18 protein-coding genes and 3 pseudogenes are annotated in these 21,856 nt (G+C 53.2%); 13 read left to right on the forward strand and 8 right to left on the reverse strand.

Going from position 1 to position 21,856, the window contains the following annotated elements; all coding sequences use genetic code 11:
- Positions 1–19: 19 nt before the first annotated feature.
- Complete coding sequence (locus OCY70_RS22140) at positions 20–1,822, reverse strand: CotS family spore coat protein (protein ID WP_261945175.1); 1,803 nt, start codon at positions 1,820–1,822, stop codon at positions 20–22.
- 28 nt (positions 1,823–1,850) lie between these two features.
- A complete protein-coding gene (locus OCY70_RS22145) occupies positions 1,851–3,143 on the reverse strand; it encodes a glycosyltransferase (protein WP_213428200.1) in 1,293 nt (430 codons plus the stop codon).
- Positions 3,144–3,322: 179 nt separating this feature from the next.
- Between OCY70_RS22145 and OCY70_RS22150 the strand changes: the two genes are divergently transcribed.
- From OCY70_RS22150 to OCY70_RS22165, 6 genes and pseudogenes are all read left to right on the forward strand, one after another.
- Entirely contained in the window at positions 3,323–3,862 is a 540-nt protein-coding gene (locus OCY70_RS22150; RefSeq protein ID WP_213428199.1) for a hypothetical protein, read from the forward strand.
- A gap of 1 nt (position 3,863) precedes the next feature.
- Positions 3,864–4,847, forward strand: a complete 984-nt coding sequence (locus OCY70_RS22155) for a phosphotransferase (protein ID WP_213428198.1) — start codon at positions 3,864–3,866, stop codon at positions 4,845–4,847.
- Positions 4,848–5,277: 430 nt separating this feature from the next.
- Positions 5,278–5,505 (forward strand): annotated as a pseudogene (locus tag OCY70_RS36595) (ISL3 family transposase); the annotation flags it as partial.
- A 177-nt stretch (positions 5,506–5,682) separates the two neighbouring features.
- Positions 5,683–5,837, forward strand: a pseudogene (locus tag OCY70_RS36600) (transposase); the annotation flags it as partial.
- A 408-nt stretch (positions 5,838–6,245) separates the two neighbouring features.
- Entirely contained in the window at positions 6,246–6,890 is a 645-nt protein-coding gene (locus OCY70_RS22160) for a GTP pyrophosphokinase (RefSeq protein WP_213428197.1), read from the forward strand.
- Between the two features lie 100 nt (positions 6,891–6,990).
- Complete coding sequence (locus tag OCY70_RS22165; protein ID WP_213428196.1) at positions 6,991–8,583, forward strand: S-layer homology domain-containing protein; 1,593 nt, start codon at positions 6,991–6,993, stop codon at positions 8,581–8,583.
- Between the two features lie 420 nt (positions 8,584–9,003).
- Here the strand turns inward: OCY70_RS22165 and OCY70_RS22170 are convergent, their stop codons facing one another.
- From OCY70_RS22170 to OCY70_RS22185, 4 genes and pseudogenes are all read right to left on the reverse strand, one after another.
- The gene (locus OCY70_RS22170) at positions 9,004–10,194 is read right to left on the reverse strand and encodes an IS4 family transposase (RefSeq protein ID WP_261944955.1); all 1,191 of its coding nucleotides are present in this window, start codon (positions 10,192–10,194) and stop codon (positions 9,004–9,006) included.
- A 367-nt stretch (positions 10,195–10,561) separates the two neighbouring features.
- Positions 10,562–11,866, reverse strand: a complete 1,305-nt coding sequence (locus tag OCY70_RS22175; RefSeq protein ID WP_249725693.1) for a methyl-accepting chemotaxis protein — start codon at positions 11,864–11,866, stop codon at positions 10,562–10,564.
- A gap of 127 nt (positions 11,867–11,993) precedes the next feature.
- Positions 11,994–13,153: pseudogene (locus OCY70_RS22180) on the reverse strand (IS110 family transposase).
- A 228-nt stretch (positions 13,154–13,381) separates the two neighbouring features.
- Complete coding sequence (locus tag OCY70_RS22185; protein WP_249725624.1) at positions 13,382–13,852, reverse strand: MCP four helix bundle domain-containing protein; 471 nt, start codon at positions 13,850–13,852, stop codon at positions 13,382–13,384.
- Positions 13,853–14,244: 392 nt separating this feature from the next.
- Between OCY70_RS22185 and OCY70_RS22190 the strand changes: the two genes are divergently transcribed.
- Positions 14,245–14,691 carry a MarR family winged helix-turn-helix transcriptional regulator gene (locus OCY70_RS22190; protein WP_213431061.1) on the forward strand — a complete coding sequence of 149 codons (447 nt, stop codon included), beginning with the start codon at positions 14,245–14,247 and terminating at the stop codon, positions 14,689–14,691.
- Positions 14,692–14,820: 129 nt separating this feature from the next.
- Entirely contained in the window at positions 14,821–15,687 is an 867-nt protein-coding gene (locus OCY70_RS22195; RefSeq protein WP_213431062.1) for a YitT family protein, read from the forward strand.
- A gap of 63 nt (positions 15,688–15,750) precedes the next feature.
- Here OCY70_RS22195 and OCY70_RS22200 read toward each other — a convergent pair whose 3' ends face one another.
- On the reverse strand, positions 15,751–16,287 hold the full coding sequence (locus tag OCY70_RS22200; protein WP_213431063.1) for a helix-turn-helix domain-containing protein: 537 nt from the start codon (positions 16,285–16,287) through the stop codon (positions 15,751–15,753).
- Between the two features lie 387 nt (positions 16,288–16,674).
- Between OCY70_RS22200 and OCY70_RS22205 the strand changes: the two genes are divergently transcribed.
- Complete coding sequence (locus tag OCY70_RS22205; RefSeq protein WP_213431064.1) at positions 16,675–16,881, forward strand: exonuclease; 207 nt, start codon at positions 16,675–16,677, stop codon at positions 16,879–16,881.
- A gap of 123 nt (positions 16,882–17,004) precedes the next feature.
- On the opposite strand, the gene OCY70_RS22210 is transcribed toward OCY70_RS22205, so the two are convergent.
- The gene (locus OCY70_RS22210) at positions 17,005–17,883 is read right to left on the reverse strand and encodes a helix-turn-helix transcriptional regulator (RefSeq protein WP_213431065.1); all 879 of its coding nucleotides are present in this window, start codon (positions 17,881–17,883) and stop codon (positions 17,005–17,007) included.
- A 163-nt stretch (positions 17,884–18,046) separates the two neighbouring features.
- On the opposite strand from OCY70_RS22210, the gene OCY70_RS22215 reads away from it, so the two are divergent.
- The 4 genes from OCY70_RS22215 (at position 18,047) to OCY70_RS22230 (ending at position 21,777) form a co-directional block, all read left to right on the forward strand.
- Positions 18,047–19,429, forward strand: a complete 1,383-nt coding sequence (locus OCY70_RS22215) for an MATE family efflux transporter (protein ID WP_261945176.1) — start codon at positions 18,047–18,049, stop codon at positions 19,427–19,429.
- 185 nt (positions 19,430–19,614) lie between these two features.
- Entirely contained in the window at positions 19,615–20,172 is a 558-nt protein-coding gene (locus tag OCY70_RS22220; RefSeq protein ID WP_213431067.1) for a GNAT family N-acetyltransferase, read from the forward strand.
- Positions 20,169–20,648 (forward strand): GNAT family N-acetyltransferase, encoded by a 480-nt coding sequence (locus OCY70_RS22225; protein ID WP_213431068.1) that lies wholly within the window; start codon positions 20,169–20,171, stop codon positions 20,646–20,648. The genes OCY70_RS22220 and OCY70_RS22225 overlap by 4 nt, the downstream gene beginning before the upstream one ends.
- 145 nt (positions 20,649–20,793) lie before the next feature.
- Positions 20,794–21,777: a phosphotransferase enzyme family protein gene (locus OCY70_RS22230; protein ID WP_213431069.1), complete on the forward strand. Its 984-nt coding sequence runs from the start codon at positions 20,794–20,796 to the stop codon at positions 21,775–21,777.
- Positions 21,778–21,856 lie beyond the last annotated feature (79 nt).

The raw sequence follows: 21,856 nt of genomic DNA on the forward strand, positions 1-21,856 counted from the left end.
TTCTATGCTTCCTCCTGTCTTAGGCAGTGTAGCCGGACCGGTACTTCCTGCGGGAAGTACGGCGGACGGTGCGAACGCGGCGTAGCGGCTTGCTCGGGCTGGAATAACGGTGCCGGCGCGACAACCGGGCTGCCTTCACGCGGCGCATACGCTCAGCGCCGATCCGCCGCTTGCGGCGAAGATACCCTTTTCTCCGGGACAGTCGCTTTCTGCCGGCGGAAGGGCGAATACGGCGCGCCGTTCTTCTCCGGCGGCGGCTCGTTCCGGTCCCCTGCGGCAGTATCGGCAGTATCGGATCGACGGCGGGAGCCGCGCCAGCCTTCGCTGCCGATGCAGGGATAACCGGATGAGCGGCAGGCGCCGCTGGAGCAGGTGCCGCTGGAGCAGGTGCCGCTGGAGCAGGTGCTGCAGCAACGGGTTCCGCCGCAACGGATTCCGCAGCAGCAGGCGCCGATGCAGCATGGACCGGTTCAGCAGGCGCCGGTTCGGCTGGCGCTTCCACAGGAACGGCCGGGTCGACTGAGACGGTATCCGGCGCGCCTGCATGTGCCTCCGGATTTGCTTCCGCCGCATCGCTGGCAACCATTGGAGGAGGCTCCGGATGCGGGAAGGCGGGAACCTCGACGGCTGGCAGCGCCTCTCCATTGAAGAGGGAATCAGGGAGCGCCATTTGCCACGAAGCGGCCGGAGCAGGCGTGCTGTAATCGCCAGGCGCGTACTGCTCGGCATCGGCGGCCAGCTCCGCCAACGCTTGCCATTTCGTGTTCTCGGTCGCAAGCACCCGCTGCAATATCGGCTCCAGCTCCATGCCGAGGAAAGTCACCGGGTCGAACACGATTTCCTTGACATGCTTATAGAATTCATTCGGGAAGGCCATGTCCAAGCAGAGGAGCTCGAACATTTCCCGATCCATCGGATTCGCCTGGTGATAGGCGCCGATCATTCCGCGAATCCAGGCCATGTCCCATACGCCCATATCGTCCATCGTGCTCGTGATCAGCTTCCGCAGGTCACGGAACGGAAAATCATACGCGACGCCGTCCAAGTCGATGACCCAGATGCCGCCTGGCCCCATCTGGCCGTTCGACCATCCATAATCTTGGTGAACGAGACCCCAATGCGGCTCTCCCATCGCCGTCATGCTGAAATATTTGGAGGCATACAGCTTTTCCAGCGCTTCGCGCGCTTGTCTCTCGAATTCATCGACGACGCCGAGCAATTGCTGGCTCGCAGGGAATTCATTGTAGGCGTTGGCAATATCCCGGAACCACCCGATTTTGGCAATAATTTTTTCATAGTATTTTGGCCAGGTGTACAGACGGGACGACTTGCCTGCCCGCGCAGGAGGGACATATCCTTTGGACAGAAGGTGGAATTCCCCAAGTCCATAACACAGCGTAGCGGCGCCTTCCAAGTCGATTTTGGATACAGGCTGCATCTGCTCGATCCAGTCGGTTACAATCCAGAGCTTGCCCCCGGCTTCCACGTAATTCTCATTTCCCGTCGTTGGAATCAACGCAGGCACGCGGGCTCCTTGCTCGACCAGATACTGCTGGGCGCCGATGCTGAACAGACTGCGTGAAGGAATGCGGTGCAGCACCTTGAGACTTCGGGGGCCTTTGTCGGTGTCGATTCTCCAGATGGCCCCGCCTTTGTCGGGCTTCGACGTAATCAGCACCATGCTGCTGACCGACATGTCATATTGGCTCATGACATGGCGTGCTACTTCCTCCAATTCAGGGGGCACATATTGTTCGAGTACCGTGCCGGGCGGGACGGTATGAATCAGATGCTCCCAAGGACCAATTTGATATTGTTCCAACGGCTTTCCCTCCATAATCATTAATTAGTCACATCATAGGCAGAACCAGCTGGCGGTAGATATCCAGCATCCGGCTTGCAGCTTGGGAGACATGGAACCGCTCCGTTACGAAAGACCTTCCGGACTCCACCAGCTCGCTTATCTCTTCGCTGCCCATCCGCCGAATCTGCTGAATATGAGCCATCAGCAGTTCTCGCGATACAGGCTGCTCTGAATGGTGATCCCCGAACCAGCAATCCCACGCCTGATCATATTTGCTGGCGTCGATGACACCGAGGAACCCTCTGCTTCCGGCGGATATAAGAGGGCGCTGGCAGGCCATAGCTTCCAGCCCGATCCGGCCGGTTCCGATTACGCAATCACTGATGGCGTAGCAAGCTCTCATATTCAATACTTCTCCTGGAAAAATGATAAACGGTTCTCCGGCTAACTGCCGCTCTCGCTCTGCAAGCTCCGCTACTTTTTGCTCGTCTCGACCGCCCCCTACAATCATGAGAATGAATTTGGAGTTCCCCGATCTGCGCAGCGCGGCCACCGTGCGAATCGATTCCTCGCATATATCCGCCTTCTCCCAGGACAGACGGCCGGCATATAATACGACAAAGGCATGATTCGGTATCCCCAGCTTGCTGCGCAAGTATTGCTGGTACGTTGGATTGTAGGCGTTGTACTCGGCCACATCGACTCCATTGGGGATGAGCTGCGACTCAATGCCATGAAGGCGCAGCATGCGTTCCACCACGGGGCTGACACTGATGAAGGTCGTGCCGGACTTCAGCTTTTCCATGGCAGGGCCATCGTAATAGCATCCATGAACGGTAAAGACAAAAGGGATATTCATGTGCTCGGCCGCCTTCCTTGCCAGCTCGCCGGAAGGAGTCTGATGGGCATGCACAACGTGGATTCGTTCGGCATGGATGACCATTTTCAGCACGTTCAAATGCTGAATCTGGTTCGCCGCGTCAGGCTCGAAATTATCCTGTACGAAATCGATCTCATAGTACGGACATCCGAGTCCGACAAAGGAATCCAACAGCTTCCCTCTCTTGCCGGCAACAGCCACGAACGCACCCTGACGAATAAGCTCTCTTGTCAACGACAGCGTATACGTCTCGGTTCCTCCGATATTGAACTGATCGATGACCATCAAGATGCGCAGCGGCCATAATATAGGGGAAGGGACGGGTGAGATATCGGCAGGTACTGGATGAAGGGCAGCAGGGCTGGCCATTCCTGTCCGTTTGCGGGTTCGCTTCATCGAGGAATATGCACTTCTTCCCGTTTTTTTCTTGACAGTCAGCGCCCGTTTGGTTTTCTGCATCGATTCACGCCCTTTATAGAGGGGTTAGCATATATTTCATACATATGTCATAGGAACAAAAGTGACATGTACACTCGTGTATTTTTGAGGATGATATTCCTTTTCCGCCATTGACTACCTATTTTTCAGAAGAGGTTGAATATATTGCATCAGAGTCTGTTTATAGAGAGGTGACCTCATTGAAGGAGTACCGATTGCCCGAGCATGCCGAAAAAATAGGGAGCGGACAGCAAGGGACGGTGTACCGGATTGCGCCTGATCGATGCGTCAAAATCTATGCCAAGGCGCGGTACGCCCAACTGGAATACGAAGCATACTGCCGGGCAATGGGCTCGCCGATGCTGCCGAAGCTCTATGAGGCCGGATCGGATTATATCATTTTGGAATATTTGGACGGGGAGACGATGCAGTCCCGGCTGCGCCGCACTGGCCGCCTGACGAGAGAGAATGCGGCACAGATTTTGGACATTCTTGATGAGATGAAAGAGAGGAAGTTTACCCGAATCGACATTGCCTTGTTCCATCTCTTTTTCTATCGGGGCGGCAAGATGAAAATTATCGACTTGGTTCATGCTTATTCCCAATCTTGCGCCGTTCCTATCGTATTGGCCGAGGGACTCCGAAGAATGAACCTGCTGGAATCGTTCCTGGAGCATGTCGAGGCGCTCGATTCGGAACGGCTGCGCGATTGGGATGAATTGATCAAAAGGAGTGGTTGAGATGGGGGCATCCCTCGATGTCAGTGTGAACGATGCTTTCCGAACCACTGTGGAGCGGGTTTGCCGTCACTATTCGTTAGGCGAGCTGTTGGGGGAAGCGATCAGACTTCGGGGATCTTTTAATATCAATGTCAAAATCAGGACGACCACAGGAAACTATGTCATTCGATTCGCCAATTCTTCGGTTCGCGAAGAACATCTTCAATATGTGTCAAGGTTGCTGGATGCCTTGCCGGAGGAAGAGATACCCGTGCTGCGGCCGCTCAAGGATGAGCAGGGGGCCAGCATAATGTATCATGAGGGTCAGCGAATTCAAGTGACCCCTTTTGTGCGGGGGAGAAGCTTCCAATGCCGGGAGCAGCAAGTGCGGTCGAGCGCGGGCATGCTGAGGAAGTTCCATCGCCTGCTGCGGAATGGGAAGCCGGGGCCGATTCCGGACTGGTCATTTTATCGCTCGACCGCTTATTTGGCGGATACGTTCCGTCACCTTCGCTCGCTGCCGGGAATACCGCCCGAGGAGATTTCCCGCACATCCTATTTTATGGAGCGGACGGTCAAGCAGTATGATGAAGCGGAACCGTTGCTGCCGCGTTCCATTATTCATGGCGACTGGCATTTTTGGAACCAGCGGTATCTGTTCAACGATGTCAACTGCGTAATGGACTTTGATTTTGTGCAGCATGGCGTCCAATTGTTCGACGTTGCCTATGCGTTATGGGTGATCTATTTGCTGCTCCCCCATTACGCGAATACGTTCGATGCCGCCTTTTTATCTGGCTATGGGGAACTGACCGACGAAGAGATTTCCGCTCTTCCTGCAGCGCTCTGCCGGGTAAGCTTGTTCTTCCTCTGTCAGACGGCTTATGCGCCCGATCCTGTCGCGAAATGGAAGCGGCAGTTCGAGCGGCAAAGGCCGTTTCTGGAATGGATGCAGGGGGAGGGGCGCCGCCGCGTCAGCGAGCTGGCGCGTTCGGCAAGAGGGTAGCGGGCTTGATTATCAGGGTTGAACTTGGACTGGGCCCCCCCATTTTTCAAAAATGCAATACAAAAAGAAATCGTTCTTTCGTAAAATGGAAGTACCAACCTGCCATCTGCGAAAGGAACGATTTCTTTGTACATGTAACGTCATTCTTGGTACACTGTTTTTCTTGACGCACATCGTCCACTCTAGAAAAGTGAAACGGGGCTTTGAGAAATCTGGACACGCCCTTTTTAAACTCACCAACAGCGATGAAATAGTCCGCTCGATGGTAATAATATTCAGCTAGTTGTGAAATCATGTTGGGATTGTTGTTAATGATGTGATGTGGGTCGATAGGGTAGGAAATTAAATTTTTGGCTTAATCGCCGTTAAAAATGCAAACACCTGTTAATACTGGAAATAAAGAGACCAGTAGAAGATGAGTTGTTTTCATATGTTTGTCAATCTAAAGGAAGGGCGACTGGACGAGCTTCTTCATATTCCGGAACCGTGGTACATTCGTAAGGTGGAGTTCAGCCTGGAAGCCAAGCAATTGGACGTATACGTCAAGTTTCGAAAGCGGGCGTTATTTCCATGTGCAAAGTGTGGTGAGCCCAATCAACCAGTTCGGGATATCGCTAACCATGACCGCACGTGGCGTCATCTCAATTTTTTTGAGTATGGGGCCCTGTCGGTCTAGTGATAGGATTTAGTTTAATAGTTGCAACGATAGTTACATAACGTTGATTGCAATATATGAGCAATTAAAAGTGTACGTTTACCGATTCGTAAGCGTCAAACTAAGCACACCTCTTCAAAGAAATGAAAGCCTGTCACAATGGGGCTGTCCTAAAGTTAACACGCCTTGACCGTTCGACGAATGGTCGAACCGGAGAGTGTATTTGGGCAAATAAAAACAACAGAAAATTGAAACGCTTCCTGCTTCAAGGCCTATCAATAGTAAGCCTCGAGGTCGGGTGGCTTTCCCTTGCCCACCATTGCCTATCTTGTTGAAAGGGGGGCTACGGAAGCTTTAAAAGTACAAGATTTTATGAACCTCTTATCCAATTTTTACTCACAGAAGTTTGTGGTAGTGCGGCTTTTGTTTTAGACAATTGGATCGATTTTCATAGTAGCAGGTTACAGGCAGATATTATCAATAAAAATAAAAAAAATGATCTTAACAATGATATTTAGTGGTGGATCTCGTTGTTCAATCTAACGGATCGGAGGATGGAAGCTCCTCGGACGGTCGATGGATGATTCGGCTCTGTGCCGGGTTCATCCTATCGCCAGGGGCTGGTACATCCGAGATGGTCCCGCGAGCGGCCGATCGGCTCCGCCGAAGAGCGAGCCATTTGAAAATCCAATCCGCGTAGCGTAAGCTGAAATATATAGGCTAACAGCAATGGAGGAAACAGCATGAACATGACGATTGGACGATTTGAAATACTGGAAGCGCTGCAGAAGCATTGGGGCGGCTTTTTTCGACAGTATCAAATGGCGCTCAATGAGCTGAAAAGCGATTTTCAGATCATTGATTTGGAATGGAAGACAAGGCATGGCTATTCTCCGATCGAGCATATCAAGGGGAGAATCAAGGAGCCGCTGTCTCTCATCAAAAAGATGGAACGAAAAAACATCCCGTTCAACCAGCAGATCGTGCAGGAGCAGATTCGGGATATCGCCGGCATTCGCATCGTGACGACGTTCATCGATGACGTATACATGATGAAAGAGCATATTGAACAACGGGAGGATATTCGCGTTATTCAGATCAAGGACTATATTCAAAACCCGAAGCCAAGCGGCTATATGAGCTTGCATTTGGTTGTTCAGACCCAGGTGATTCTATCGGAAGGCGTACTGTGGATTCCGGCGGAGATTCAACTGCGGACCTCATCCATGGATTTCTGGGCGGCGACGGAACATAAGCTTAATTACAAATACCAAGGCGGAGACATCCCCGAGGAAGCGAAAGAACAGTTGAAGGCCCTCGCGCAATCCTCCTTTCAGATGGATCGGCAGATGTCGCTGCTGCGCAATCAGTTACTTACATCTTCATAGAATAGATTGCCAATATTTTGGCATCTACGGATTTTCTCTTTTTTGCTAGGATGAGGATGGGCATTAATCTATCATCTCTAGTGAAGGAAGGACATCCGAATTGAGTTTTCGACGCAAATTCGTCATTTTGGCGGCTGCGGCCGCCATGTTCATTACAGGAAGCTTGGCATGGGGAGAATCGAAGAGCGCCCCGCTGCCGTTCGACGACATTGAGGGCCTCTATGGGCAGGAGGATATTGTCGACCTCTATAATAAAGGCATTGTCACCGGCTTCGGCAACCGGACCTATGAACCGGAGAAAGCGGTGACGCGGGCCGAGTTCATTTCGATGGTGAACCGTCTGTTCCAGGTGCAGCCTGTGGCCAGCGAAATTCCCGCATTCGATGACGTGCCGCGCAAGGCGTGGTACTACGGTACGGTGCAGGCGGGATTGCTGCTCCAGCTGGTGGATGGAACGGGAGAGCGTTCCTTTGAGCCGCAGCGGCCGGTAACCCGTCAAGAAGCGGCGGCGATCATCATGCGGGCGTTCAAGCAGCCGAAGGAGCCGACTGGCTGGCTGACTTACGAGGACGCCTCCCTCATCGCGGAATGGGCCGTTCCGTATGTCAGCATGATGCAGCAGCAGAATCTGATGAACGGAGATGGGGGCAAGTTCCACCCGACCGATCCGATGACCCGCCAAGAAACGGCTGTCGTACTGCATCGCGCCCTTCAGCGGCCGGACTGGTCGAACGCGCTGGATGCGGCCGCGCCGGATCGGATCGAGATGGGGTGGCAGCATGAATTGACGACGCAGCAGTACATAGCGGAAGTTGCTTCTTCGCCTGTCAATACCTTGACCCCGCGCTGGTATTTCCTTGATTCATCCCAGACGGTCTCTGATCATACCGACATGACGCTCATCAACTGGGCGAAGCAGCATGGCAAGCAGGTCTGGGCGATGGTGGGCAACCGGTATGACGCGGATCTGACGCATCAAGCGCTCACCGATCCGGCATGGAAGAACGCCGTCATTTCGAAGCTGACGGGCTTTGTCAAGAAGTACGGGCTGGATGGTTTGAATCTCGATTTTGAAAATGTGTACCCGAAGAACCGGGAAGCGCTCACCGCCTTCGTCACCGAGCTGGCTGACGAGCTGCATCGGCTGGGGGTCGTGCTGTCTGTTGACGTGTCTCCGGATCTGGGGACCGATTGGACCGAAGCCTTCGATTATGCCGCCCTGGGAGAGGCGGCGGATTACATCGTCCTGATGGGATATGACGAGCATTGGGGAGGCGCCCCGACAGCCGGTTCGGTATCGTCGCTGCCGTGGGTGCAGCGCGCGTTGGATAAGCTGCTGCTGTCGGTTCCTTCGGACAAGGTGGTTGCCGCGCTTCCCTTCTATACGAGAGAGTGGATCGTACAGGGGGAGAAGCTGACTTCCCGCGACTTGACATTAATTGAACAAGGAGAGCTGCTGCGCTCCCGCAAGACAAAATGGGACGGGGAGACGGCCCAGTATGTGGCGGACTTCACGGCCAGCGGCGCTCGCCGTCTGGTCTGGGCGGAGGACAGCCGATCTCTCGCCGCAAAATATGCGATGGCGGCGAACCGCGATATCGCCGGCTTCGCTTACTGGTATGCGGGGGCCGAGACCGATGATGTATGGGTTGCGCTGGAGAACCAATGGAGATATGCTTCATTCCGGTTCTAGCGCGGCAGGGGAGCGGTGTGCCCCTCACAACAATGGGGCTGTCCCATAAGTAGTATTTGGCTACAATGAGACAGCCCCCCTGAATCTCAACGCTCGACTTGCTGAAAAACTGCAAAAATGCAGTTTTCCCTTCTGACGTTTACTCCGTTACAGGACTTCCTGCAAAACTGCATGAATTTCAGCCTATGCAATAGTGCATGAATTTCAGCCTATGCAATAGATAGAAAGCAAAAATCGGCGAAAAAGATGCGCTTTTACACTAGCGTTGCATCGAGCGGTTAGTTCATAATCTAATTTCAATTAACATCAATATATGATATATATTTACATTTGCGATGTCCGCGCTAAGTCTAAAAAAGTCGAGCTGGAAACAGACCCTACGCGTTATCCATTATATGTAAAAATCGTTTTCGTTTGTCATTACGTCACAATCAGTCTCGGTTTCATCGACTTTGTTGCCTTTTTCGGACGTCTCCCATTTCGCTTTGGTCGACCTCTAGATGTTCGAGTCGGCTTGCGGTTGAGTGCAGCGATCAAATTTTCCCATGGTTTTTCCGCATAGATGCGAATCAACTGGAGGAGGTCCCATGTCGACTTTTTACAGTCCAGTGTTAATTTAATCAGCAAACAGAGAGCATACGCGATTAAAGCAATATACATTTGGTTCCAAATCGCTTCGGCCGTATAACCGTGGGGTTTTACCAATCGAATATGCTGCTTGACCCATTTAAAAAACAACTCAATATGCCAGCGATTTCGATAAATCTCGGCAATTTGATGTGCGGATAAGTCAAATCGATTCGTTACAATTCGATAGGTACGCCCTTGGTCATCGTTAAACTCAATCAAACGCAGAACCGCTGGCAGCTCAGGCATCGTCACATCAGCATCAAGGATAAACCCATTCTGCCTTTTGGGGAGGTCTCTTTTTCTGATGATCGTTAACCGGCTCTTTTGCTTGACGCGGCAAACAAATTTAATCTTATCCTCTACCCATTTCTGAAAATGGTCGTACACCTGGTATCCTCGGTCCATCACGTAGGTCGCATCTTTATCCACTGTAAATTCCAACACGACTTCATGATCGGCTACATCTTTGGTTGAAGCGACGATCTTGTCTGGATACATCGTTTTGGAGTCCGCAACGACCAAGGAGGTGTGCATCTTCACGCCATGGCTACTTTTGGAACAATAGGACCATTTCGCGAGAATGGGAGGTAGTGTAATTCCCGATGAATCGATTAGCTTGAGTTTCCCAATACCAGGCGTAATGCCGCGTTTCCCTTTTGTAAGTTGCTTGATTCGATCAATGAGCGAGAAAAAGAGCGTCTGAAGATACTCCATAGGCAGCCGTTTCAGCTTCCGCGATAGTTGGGAAGCGCTTATGCTCTTGAGTCCAAGCAGTTCTTGAAATTCAGGATTAGCGGCTACATGCTCTGACATGACTTTGTATGAGTCTCGTTGCTGAAGCTGTGCCTCTACAAATAAGAGTGTCGAAGCGCCGACAAACAACTTTTGGGTCCGGTAATCCAATGACTCGTGTCGAGTAGAATGAACATGTAACCATTTTAGGCATTGACAAATGACGTTTTGATTCGGTACGTTATCCATAGAAATCTCCTTTGTTGAGGCGTTTTTATGGATAACGCTTTGGGTAACTCAACAATAGGAGATTTCTTTATTTTTGTCCACGAATATAGTTCAATAAGTTACAAATATAGAGACTTATGGGGTAGAAATTTTCGTAAAAAGATTGATGCAACGCTAGTGGCGCTTTTACAGGAATTTCATAAAATATCGTCTCAAATAGCGTAAATTCCTGCATTGACGCAGGATTTCACTGCCTCCTCCATCTTCCGCTGCTTTTCCCGCCGCCGCCTTCCCGCTTCTATATTCTCTGTTATCCCGTCTTGTCCCGCATCCTTTTGGCGCACTGCCTATGGGAAAGCATCTTTTCTTTTAAGGACACGGGAAGCTTTTATAATTTGAACTGCTTCACGATGGCCTGCAATTCCTCGGACAGAACCCTCAACTGCTCCGTGGAAGCGGAGATCGTCTGAACGGAAGCAAGCTGTGTTTCCGATGCCGACACGACCGTTTGCACGGTATGGGATGCTTCTTCCGCGATCGAGGCCATTTCCTCTACAGATGCCGAGATTTCTTCCGTCCCCGCAGACATTTCCTCGGTAGAAGCGGACGTTTCCTGCATTTCGAAGGTGACTTTTTGGACCGTATCCAAAATCGCCTCGAACGTCTGTCCGGCCTTGTCCACGATTTCCATACCGGATAATACATCCTTCTGCACAAGCTCCATTGACTTTGTCGTCTGCTCCATGCTGGACTGAATTTCTTCGATTAAGCTTGCGATTTGCTTTGCCGAATCCTCCGACTGCTCCGCTAATTTACGCACCTCCATTGCGACCACGTTGAACCCTCTGCCGCTCTCGCCCGCTCTGGCCGCTTCGATGGATGCGTTCAAGGCGAGCAGATTGGTCTGGCTGGCGATGCTGGTGATGACATCAATAATCTTCCCGATTTGCTCCGAGGATTCATTCAGATGTCCAATCGCGGCCCCCGTCATCTTTACGGAATCATGGATGGCCTTCATTTGGCTGACCGCTTCATTCAAAATCGCATTGCCCTGCTCCGCCTGTTCGGATGAGTAACTGGACAATTCCGTTACGCTTGTCGCTCTGTCCACAATCACTTCGATGCCTTTGGCCAATTCCTCGAGGGCGATGGCGTTTTCCTTCGACGCCGCCTGCTGGTTTTTGGCTCCGGCAGCGACTTGCTCCATGGAAGCGGCGATTTGTTCGGTGGCGGCGGCGGTCTCCTTGGCGTTATCGGCGACGAGACTCGAGCTTTCGTGCAGAACCTGAGCCTGCTTGTTTACCGTTCTCATAATCGCGGATAGGCCGTCTATCATTTGATTGAAATCCTCCATAACCTTGCCGACTTCGTCCTTCGAATGATAGGTGCCACGGACCGTAAGATCGCCTCGCTGCGCTTTATTCATCAACAGCTGCATCTCCTTGAGTGGCGTGACAATGGCTTTGATGATGAACAGTCCAATCGCGATGCTTACCAGCAGGGACAGTCCGCCAATCAGCAAGCTGCTCATTGTAGCGTTTTTCCCCGCCGTCGCCGTATCCGCTTCCTGCTGCGCCAGGTTCTGATTCCATTCAACCAGTTCCGTGAGCAGGTTTTGAAGCTCCGCTCGTGTCCCTCTCGCCTGATTATTATAGTAATCATAGGCTTCTGCATTTTTTCTGTGAAAATCCAAACGCACTCATGAACGATTATCGTCTTTAAAAAGCTGCAGTTTTCTGAGAAATGACCATAAGATGCCCGGTCCACCTTCTTTGAAGGGGCCTTGTTTAAAATCGCTATGTTTCGTCAATGCTGTAAGGTTAGTTGATCTGCATGAGTGGTGCTTGTGGTCCACCTTCGATGTAAATTTGTTTGTTCTTCAGCATGTGGTAAGCAATGATAAGTATCTTACGTGAAATGGCAATGCAAGCTTTTTTCTTTCCTCGTCGTGAAGCAATCTTCCAGAACTTTGTTGCCAAGACCGTGTTTCGTGAGCGAGCGATTGCCCAAGACGCTTCGCATAGTGTCACTTTTGCATGAGGATTGCCTTTTACGCTTTTTGTACTTTTTTTTTGCCTGCACTCTCGTGGTTGCCGGGTGCTACGCCAGCCCAAGAGGCAAGGTGATCTGCGGATGGAAATTGCTCCATATCGGCCCCGATTTCTGCAAGGAGTGCTGCAGCTGTTCGTTCGCTAACACCTGGAATGGTCTGAAGCAGTTCGTACTCCGTCCGATAGGGCTCCAAGTGATCGTTAATTTCGGCTTCCAACCGAGCAATGGACTTCTCTAAGTATTCGATATGCTCCCAACAATCTTTAATCAATCGAATTTGATGCGGGGTCATCGTGCCAAAAAGAGAGTCAGTAACTTCACTTTTTTTGTTCTTGATCGAACCCTTGACGCTCGCTTCAACATCTTCCGCGTCAACGTAACCTTTTTCGATTAAGCGTTGCAACAAACTGCGCCCGGATACACCGAATACGTCTGAGATGACACTGCCTAGCTTGACGTTACCTGCTTCAAGATACTTCTGGATTCGGTTTTTCTCCGCTGTTAGGGAGCCGATTCGTTTTTTTCGAAGTCGGCAGAGGTCCCGTAGCTCCCTTAAGTCCTCGGATGGCACAAAGCTGGGCTCAATTAGACCGACTCGAAGCAGCTTCGCGATCCATTCGGCATCACAAACATCCGTCTTGCGGCCAGGAACATTCTTAATGCGCTGCGCATTCGCCAGTACGACGGTGAAGTAGCCTTCAAGGATGTTGTAGACAGGTTTCCAATAGATTCCCGTGCTCTCCATTGCGATGTGTGTAACGCCTTGGGACTCCAGGTACTTAAGCAGTTCGAAAAGATGTTTGGTCATCGTTCCAAAGGTTCGGATCTCGCTGTGGGCCTCCCCCGCAGCATCTGTGGTCATCACACAAACGACGATTGTCTCTTGGTGAACGTCCATTCCAGCACAGCGTTCAAGCAATACTTCCATCTTGGCTTCCCTCCATAACTGAAATACATGACGGCGGATGAATTCGAGCTTGAGCATTTTTCTGTTCGCGGTTCTCTGATTGGGCATACAGAGCCAGCACAGGTTTGTACACAGAACTCATCCTCAACAGTTTATTTGTCGGGGTTACACCACCATTAAAAAGAACGTGTTTCGCGTCATGTAGTAGCAGTATGGGAAATAGGTCCGACCACTAAACCCTCGCTATTTTCATGCTAGGTTTGCGAACGAGAGTTCATGAATGTTATTTTGGACGGCCAGCCCAACCACATCGTTGATCTGCTGATGATAGGTCGGCAAAACCTTGCTGTACTTGTCGAATAACGTTTTTTCCTCTTCATGAATGAGGATAGAAGCATAGTTTTCGAGTAATCGTTTGTTATCCTTTTGAAAATTTTCAATGTTTTCTTTCAGACGTTTATTGTCCTCCGCATCATTACTGGCCATGAGCTCGAAGATAGCGGCATCCGTTGAGCGATTATTCACCTGGATTTGTTTCAGCCAGATGATGGATGTCAGATTGTGGTGAAAAATATCCTCGGTGCTTTGATTGATTTCACGAATGGAACTATACGAGAGAAGTGTGCTGATTCCTAATAACAACACGCCAACCCCAACCAAGATATAAATTTTCATTGCCGTTTTTAAATGCCGGAACCGAAATGGAAATCTCGACTTCATGTTGAACTCCTCCCTTTACGACCGAAATTAAATTTGATGCTTGTTTTGCGACTAAAAACCTATGCCTTGGTCCTATTTATAAGTTTCTTTCTTCCTCCTTGCTTTGGAAAATGGTTGCTCTCGAATGGGCAACCATCATTTACTTGCAGCGGATCCTGCTGTGCAAATGAGCTTACAATATTTATCGACAAAATTCGCATTCCTATTAAATTAATTTTTATATTTATGTCGCTTTATGTAGAAAAATTAAAGTATAATCCCTTGATATTAGGCAAATAGACCTACTTGACTCTTCCTTTTTTTGTTTATATAATGATTAAATCATTTAATTAATTGATAGTTTAATTAATGAAGCTTTTAATAATGTCGGTGCCGCGGGAAGGAGTGGAACGATGGAGCGCATGTCATTGTGGGTGGATCGCTATGAACAGGCGATGACGGTATTGGCACGCACGCTTTGGCATGATATGGCGAACGTGAAGGAGTTGGGGTTGACGATTGCGCAGTACTCGCTGCTGAACGTCATTGAGCGGCAGGGACCGGGCAAGGTGTCCATGCTCGCCGAACAATTAGGCGTGACTTCAAGCGCGGTGACCGTGATGATTGACCGTCTGGTCGACAGCGGGCTCGTCGATCGCTTTCCCGACAAGTCCGATCGGCGGGTCGTGCTCGTCTCGATTACCGAAGCCGGCCTCCAACTGCTGCGGCAGGCGCAGGACAGGTCGAGACGGACGCTGACGGCCTACTTGTCCTTGCTGGAAGAAGATGATCTGGAGCAGCTGGTCCATCTGAGCGAGAAGCTGGCTGCGAAAGCGCTCGTGTATAAACGCGGGGAGTAAAGGGCGGCTGCCGGTTGCGCATGAATGGTGACCGGCCCGCACATTGGCATTGCGCGTATACCTGTCCTGGAATGGCCATTCTCTGGATGGGATGATATACCGATTACGTTTATCGTTTGGAGGAGATTTATGGCTCGCACTCATAAGAAAAGAAATCTGCTGGATATTGTCAAACGCGTTGTATTTATTACGATCGGCGCTGTCTTGATGGGCGTAGCCCTGGAATTGTTTCTGGTGCCTAACAGCATTATCGACGGGGGAATCGCGGGGATATCGATTATTTTGTCCAAGACGACCTCGCTGAAGCTCGGGTTGTTCCTGTTCCTGCTCAACGTGCCGTTCCTGATGCTTGGGTACAAGCAGATCGGCAAGACGTTCGCCTTTTCCACGCTGTACGGCATCGCCGTCATGTCGCTGACGACCGCATTTCTTCACGATGTGAATGCGTTCACCAATGAGAAGCTGCTCGCCGTTATGTTCGGCGGCATTATGCTCGGCGCGGGCGTCGGTCTCGTCATCCGCTTCGGCGGATCGCTGGATGGAACGGAGATTGTCTCGATCCTGGTATCCAAAAAAATCAACGTTCCCGTCGGCCAGTTAATCATGATCATTAACGTCTTTATTTTCATCGTCGCCGGCTTCGTGTTCGGATGGGATTCGGCGATGTACTCCATCTTCACGTATTATATTGCCTTCAAAATGATCGATATCGTCGTCGAAGGTCTCAACGAATCCAAGTCGGCTACGATCATATCGTCGGAGTATGAAGAAATATCGCAGGCCATTATCGATCGGCTTGGCCGCAACACGACGTTCATCTACGCCCAAGGCGGCTATATGCGCGAGGATACGCAAATGATCTATTGCGTGCTCACGCGTCTGGAAGTGGCGAAGCTGAAGGCGATTGTGCAGGATATCGATCCGAAGGCCTTCATCGCCATCGAGACCGTATCGGACGTGCTGGGCGGCAATTTCAGCAAGGCGAATATTCATTAACAAAAGCGGCCCTTCCCGGATTGAGCGGGAGGGCCGCCGCTGCATTCGGACAAGCGCCGCAGGTTAGCGCTCCTCTTCCTTCGGCGCATCGGTAGCGGGACGCCGTCCGGGGAACAGCACCTCCAGCATGGCAAGAACCCGCTCCCGATCCTCCCGGCTCAACGGCTGCCCGGAATAATGGACGGCAACGGCGCCGTTCAACACCTCCGTCAATTCGTAGAACGGCTTTTTCTCCTTGACGCCGCGGGGCGCAAGCTTGTTCCCGCCCGCGCGGTAGTTCCAGCCTGCGCCGTCCGCGCCGTCTGCGCCGTCGGTCTGCATCGCCGGGTGCGGCGACTCCCCGTTCTCGTGTCCGGGAACCGAAGGGCCTTCCTCCAGTTCCATGTACCCGGCGGCGCTCATAAGCCGCTCGTATGGAACGGAATAGACATGAGCCAGCTTTTTCAGCGTGTCGGGCGTCGGCTTGCGCTCTTTGCCCGTGCGCGGGTCGCGTCCTTTTTCCAGACTGCTCAAATAGGTATGGCTGACTCCGGATTCACGTTCAATTTCCCGCAGCGAACGTTTGCCCCGAAGCTCCTTCAATATCTTTCCGATACTCAACGGCCTGACCTCCTTTCCCGCTTTTTTTTCGCGATTCATGACTTGCAAACAGCATACCATTGAGGTATAGTATTGGCAAGCGGCGCTATCCCTGGATACCATGCGCGTGGAGAATAGTCTCTGACCCTTTCTGTCGCCGGCTTGATGCTTCTGCTATGGGCCGGGCCGCGGCAGAGGCATCGAGGCAGGGCATGGAAGGGACAGACAAATAAGGGCTGCGCCCGGAAAGCTTGCGTTCCCGCGGAGAGAGGAGGGCCGGTTCAAATGCGCGGCAGAGAACCATCAGCAGAACGATGCTATTCATGAGTAGCGGATTTGGCGCATGCAGCATGATCAAGAACGCAGAAGCGGAGAGCGTAAATTGGATGAAGAAGGTGGGGAAGAGAGATGAACATTCATCACTTGGTGCACTGCAGCCAGCTCAAGACGGGACTGCTGGAGATCGCCTGCCTGCTGGACGACGACGATCAGTATACGAGACCGATGGCCGTCCGGGATCTGAAGAAGCTGATCGAGCAGGCCGTGCTGCTGGAGAATGCATGCCAGGAAGAACGGTGCCCGGTATGCCATCGCATCTATGAATGCGGGCACTGAAGCGGGCCTGAACGGCACGGGGCGGCTTGGGCAAGCGTAGCCAGAGGGGCTTGCGGAGGCGTGACGCGCCGCAGCGGGGCGGCCCGCCCGGAGACGGGCCGCCCGGCCAACCCCATGATGGCATCAATGGCAGAAAAACTGCTGCCGGTATCTGCGCGGCGACATGCCTTCGTACCGGGAGAAGCAAGCGGCGAAGTATGCCGCTTGGCGGAAGCCGACCTCCTCGGCGATGCGCGAGATCGGAAGATCCGTCTGGTGCAGCAGCAGCTTCGCCTGCTCGATGCGGTAGCGCGTCAAATATTCGAGCGGGGAGCAGCCGAACTGCTTCTGCATGCAGCGGGCGATATAGACCGGATGGAAGTTGAGGCTGTCGCCGAGCGATTGGGCCTTGATATCGTCCCGGTAATGGCGCCGCAAGTAAGCGGCTGCCCGCTCCGCGCATGCGGCGGCGGGAGACAGGTCGTGCTGGTCCGCCGATACCGACAAGAGATGGAACAGGTGATGGAACAGCATCTGCTCCTTCCAGGGGGTATTTGGATCGGGTATCCCCTCCTGCAGCTCCTGGAGCTGGAGCAGCGCTTCCCGCAGCCGCTCCGGCTGCAGCGGCTTGCCGAACTGCGGCAAGGTCACGAGGAACGGACGCGGGGCGAAGGGGGAGGCCACAGCCGCTTCGCCGCCGTCGAAGGCGGGAGAATGCGGCACGTCCTCAAGCGCCTCCCACGCTCCTTCCGTCTGGAAATGCAGCCAGAAGTACGTGGTCGCCTCCCTGCATTCCTTCGTCGCCCCGTGCGTCTGATCCGGCCGCAAAATAAGGACATGATCCGGACGGACCGCATATTCCCGCTCCTCCTCGTACATATAGAGACAACCTCCGGTCACGAACAGCATGTCGAACACTTCGATATTCCGGCGGCTGGCATGCTTCTGGCCGGCCTCCATGATGCCGGAACCGCCGTAAATGTAGTAGGGCAACGGCGGTAAGATGAACTGCAGCGCTTTCATTGGAAGAGCCTCCTTTCTCCGAATTGAACAGGTTGGCATCTTGATAGTTCAAGTTGATATTGTGACACATCAAGATCAGTATACCATCTATAATGAATACGTTCTATCCGTCGTTGCACCACGACATACAGCCCACATCAAGAGGATAACGGAGGTTTCATTTGTGAAAAAAGAACGGAATCGGTACGCACTGGGAGTGCTGGCTTGGCCGATTTTTATAGAATTGTTCCTGCAGTTTTTGCTGGGGGCGGCGGACACGCTGATGGTGAGCCGCATATCGGATGATGCGGTCGCGGTTGTCGGCTTCTCCAACCAACTGTTCCAGGCGCTGACGACCCTCTTCATGACGGTGGCGAGCGGAGCCGGCATCCTGATCGCGCAGAAGCTCGGTTCGCGGAAGGAGGAGGAGGCGCGTTCCGTGGCCATTATGGCGGTGAGCGCGAGCGCGCTGATCGGGCTGGCGCTCAGCTTCGTGCTCTACGCGAAGCCGCGCGCGATCGCGGCGGTGCTGCAGCTTCCGGACAGCCTGCTGCCGCTGGCGGACACGTATATTTCGATTGTCGGCGGCGGCATGGTGCTGACGGCGCTCACGTCGACCCTCAGCACGGTCATCCGGAACACCGGCAATACGAAGGGGCCGATGATCATCGCCATCGGGATGAACGTCATCCATGTCGCCATGAACTACGGCTTCATCTTCGGCACCTTCGGCTTCCCGCAGTGGGGGCTGACCGGGGTCGCCCTGTCGACCGTCATCAGCCGGCTGCTGGCGACGGCGGTGCTGGCTTATGTATTCGTCCAGTCGTTCGGACATCGCATCCGCCTGCGGGAGATGCTCGGCTTCGACGGGGCCCGCTTCAAGGAGATCCTGCATATCGGCTGGCCGCTCGGCGTCAACATGTCCTGCTGGGTCTTCTCCCAACTCGTCATCTTCGCCTTCATCGCGATGCTGGGGCCGCAGGAGCTGGCGGCGCGGACGTACATGAATACGCTGGAATCGTTCTGCTTCCTGCTCGGATCCTCGATCGCGATGGCGCTGCAGATTCAGGTTGCCCATCTGTTCGGGGCGGGACGGACGGAGGAGGCCTACAAAGGGGCCTACCGCGCCCTGCTGTACGGACTGCCGCTCGTTACGGTCAATGCGCTCGTGCTGCTGTTCGCGGGCCGGGCGCTGCTGGGGCTGTTCACGGCCGATCCGGAGATTGTGGCGCTCGGCGTCTCGATGCTCGGGCTCAACCTGATGCTGCAGCCGGGCAAAATGCTGAACATGGCGATGGGCAACGCCCTCAATGCGATAGGCGATACCCGCTTCGTCATGCTGACGGCCGTGTTCTCGATGTGGCTGGTCGCCACAGGCTTGTCCTACCTGACGGGCATCCATTGGGGCTGGGGGCTCGTCGGCATCTACGCCTGCATGATCGCGGATGAATACATTCGCGGCATCCTCGTCCTGTTCCGCTGGAAGGGGCGTCTATTCCTGAAGCGATCCGAAGCGGCGGACGCCGGCCAACCTCCGCTTCCGCGGACACAGGCGGCCAAAGTGTAAGGCCGATTCCGGAGCGCGTCCTTGGAAGGGCTGACTGAATTTTAAGATGACAAAGAGAGGCGCTGAGGCGTCTCTTTTTTATTTCCGGCTTTCCGTGACGCCAAGAGCTGGTATAATTACGACATAGCCAGACTGGGCGCCTCGCTGCGCGGCCCCGCCGATACGAACGAAAAGGAGACCGGAGCATGATTAGAGAAGCGACTGAACAGGACTTACCTTCCATTTTGGACATTTACAACGATGCGATTATCCATTCTACCGCGGTCTACTCGTATGAGCCGCACACGCTGGAGCAGCGGATGGAGTGGTTCCGGCAGAAGCGGCAGGACAACCTTCCCGTGCTGGTCTATGAGGCGGACAACCGGGTGATGGGCTTCGCCACCTTCGGCCCGTTCCGGGCTTGGCCGGCCTATCAATACACGATCGAGCATTCCGTATACGTGCATAATGAATGCCGAAGCTTGGGGATCGGGTCCCGGCTCTTGCGGGAGATGATCCGCATCGCGGCGGACAGCGGTTATAAGACGCTCGTCGCCGGCATCGACGAGTCGAACCGGGGCAGCATTTCCCTCCATGAGAAGCTGGGCTTTACGTATGCCGGGACGATTCGCAATGCCGGGTATAAATTCAATCAATGGCTGAACCTGTGCTTCTACCAATACGAGCTGCCGGGACCGGAGCAACCGGTGGAGCGCGGCGGATTGGACAGAAGGAATGAGCAGCCGAAAGGAGAGCTTCAATGAACATTCATCTCCAGCCAATTACGGCCGGCAACTGGAAGGAATGCATTGCATTGGAGGTGGCCCCGGAACAGGAAGGCTTCATCGCCTCGAACCTGTATTCCATCGCCGAAGCGCGTTTTCTGGACGGGTTCCAATGCAAGGGCATCTATTTGGACAAGTGTATGATCGGATTCGCCATGTATGGCATCGATCCGGATGACGGGAAGTACTGGATCTACCGCTTCATGGTGGATGCTTCTTATCAGGGGCAAGGATACGGCAAGCGGGCATTGCAGCTTCTGTTGGATGAGATCGGAGCGCAGCCGGACCGGACGGAGCATTGTCTGCTCGGCTATAATCCGAAGAATGAAGCGGCCCGGCGGCTGTATGCCTCGGCCGGCTTCGTCGAGACCGGCATCGCGCCTTGGGGCGAGATGATGGCGAAGTATGATTTTTCCGATCGGCCAGGTCTAGCTGACGGTACAGGAAATATATAGCACACTAATAGAGTTAAAGATCGAAGCGCCGCTGTCTATCACGATCGGCTGGAACGGAGAGGAAGAGACGATTGAGCTGACGAGCAAGCAGGAATAGCGACCATGCCGCAGACCGCTTGCATTCGCTAAAGGGAGAGACGAAAAAGTGGGCCATCAAGCCATCGCGGCCGATGCGTTGTCGCATTATGAGATACCATCGCCAATCATTGCGTTTATACGGCATAATGAAAATTTGACTTATAAGATAACCGATGAGTCCGGCTCATCCTATCTGCTGCGGGTTCATAAGCCGGTTCACGCCGAGCTTCACGGCCTGCAGCATTCCAAGGCGGGCTTGACCGGGGAGATGGAGCTGCTGCAGGCGCTGGGAGAGCATACCGCCTTGAATGTACAGAAGCCGGTCCGCAACCGCGAAGGAGAATTCGTCACCCGGATCTCGGACGGGGATGGCTTCCTTCACTGCACGATGCTGCATTGGCTGGAAGGGCGTGACTCGCAGCCGGATGATTTCGCATCGCGAGATGCCGCTATCCGCTACGGACGGCAGGTCGGCATGCTGCACCGGTTTACGAGCGGATATACGCCGGATCCGGCCACGAACAGACCGGCTTACGCCGGTATCGGGGAGAATGAGGCCATGCTGGAGCGGCTGACCTATGGCCGGGAGCACGGCATCTTTGCGCCGGGCGATTTCGGCCTGATGAGCGAGGCCTTCCAGCTTATTAACGAGCGGCTTGGCCGCTATGAGCCGGAGCCCGGCACATGGGGCATCATCCATGCCGACATCAACCGGGCCAATGTCATTGTGACCGAACGGGGCTTTACCTTGATTGACTATTGCCTGTACGGCCACGGTTATTTTTTGTATGATGCGGCCGGCGGCGCGCTCAGCGTCCCGTCCGAGCGGCGGATGGATTTCATGGAAGGCTATGCGGCGGAATTCCCTTCAACGCGCAGCGATTCGATGAAGCTGCTTGAAGGCTTCATGCTGCTGAATATTTTTGGCTACTATTCCTTCCATATGATGAACACCGCGGTTCATCCTTGGATGCGGGAGCGGCTGCCTTCCTTTTGCGCCGATAAGGTGGCTCCGTTTTTGGAAGATAAGCCGATCTTTCATTTGCTGTAACCTGGTGACTGTCCGCAGGGGGTGTCTCACAGCCACTGCAAAATGATGGAGATGACGAGGTAACAGAGAGTGCGGATGC

The sequence above is a fragment of the Paenibacillus melissococcoides genome, assembly GCA_944800085.1.
Taxonomy (GTDB): Bacteria; Bacillota; Bacilli; order Paenibacillales; family Paenibacillaceae; genus Paenibacillus_B; species Paenibacillus_B melissococcoides.

Coding starts and splice junctions, on each gene's coding strand:
- OCY70_RS22145 (WP_213428200.1), bottom strand. CDS start 3,143: ATGCAGAAAACCAAACGGGCGCTGACTGTCAAGAAAAAAACGGGAAGA.
- OCY70_RS22155 (WP_213428198.1), top strand. CDS start 3,864: ATGGGGGCATCCCTCGATGTCAGTGTGAACGATGCTTTCCGAACCACT.
- OCY70_RS22160 (WP_213428197.1), top strand. CDS start 6,246: ATGAACATGACGATTGGACGATTTGAAATACTGGAAGCGCTGCAGAAG.
- OCY70_RS22170 (WP_261944955.1), bottom strand. CDS start 10,194: ATGGATAACGTACCGAATCAAAACGTCATTTGTCAATGCCTAAAATGG.
- OCY70_RS22185 (WP_249725624.1), bottom strand. CDS start 13,852: ATGAAGTCGAGATTTCCATTTCGGTTCCGGCATTTAAAAACGGCAATG.
- OCY70_RS22190 (WP_213431061.1), top strand. CDS start 14,245: ATGGAGCGCATGTCATTGTGGGTGGATCGCTATGAACAGGCGATGACG.
- OCY70_RS22195 (WP_213431062.1), top strand. CDS start 14,821: ATGGCTCGCACTCATAAGAAAAGAAATCTGCTGGATATTGTCAAACGC.
- OCY70_RS22205 (WP_213431064.1), top strand. CDS start 16,675: ATGAACATTCATCACTTGGTGCACTGCAGCCAGCTCAAGACGGGACTG.
- OCY70_RS22210 (WP_213431065.1), bottom strand. CDS start 17,883: ATGAAAGCGCTGCAGTTCATCTTACCGCCGTTGCCCTACTACATTTAC.
- OCY70_RS22220 (WP_213431067.1), top strand. CDS start 19,615: ATGATTAGAGAAGCGACTGAACAGGACTTACCTTCCATTTTGGACATT.
- OCY70_RS22225 (WP_213431068.1), top strand. CDS start 20,169: ATGAACATTCATCTCCAGCCAATTACGGCCGGCAACTGGAAGGAATGC.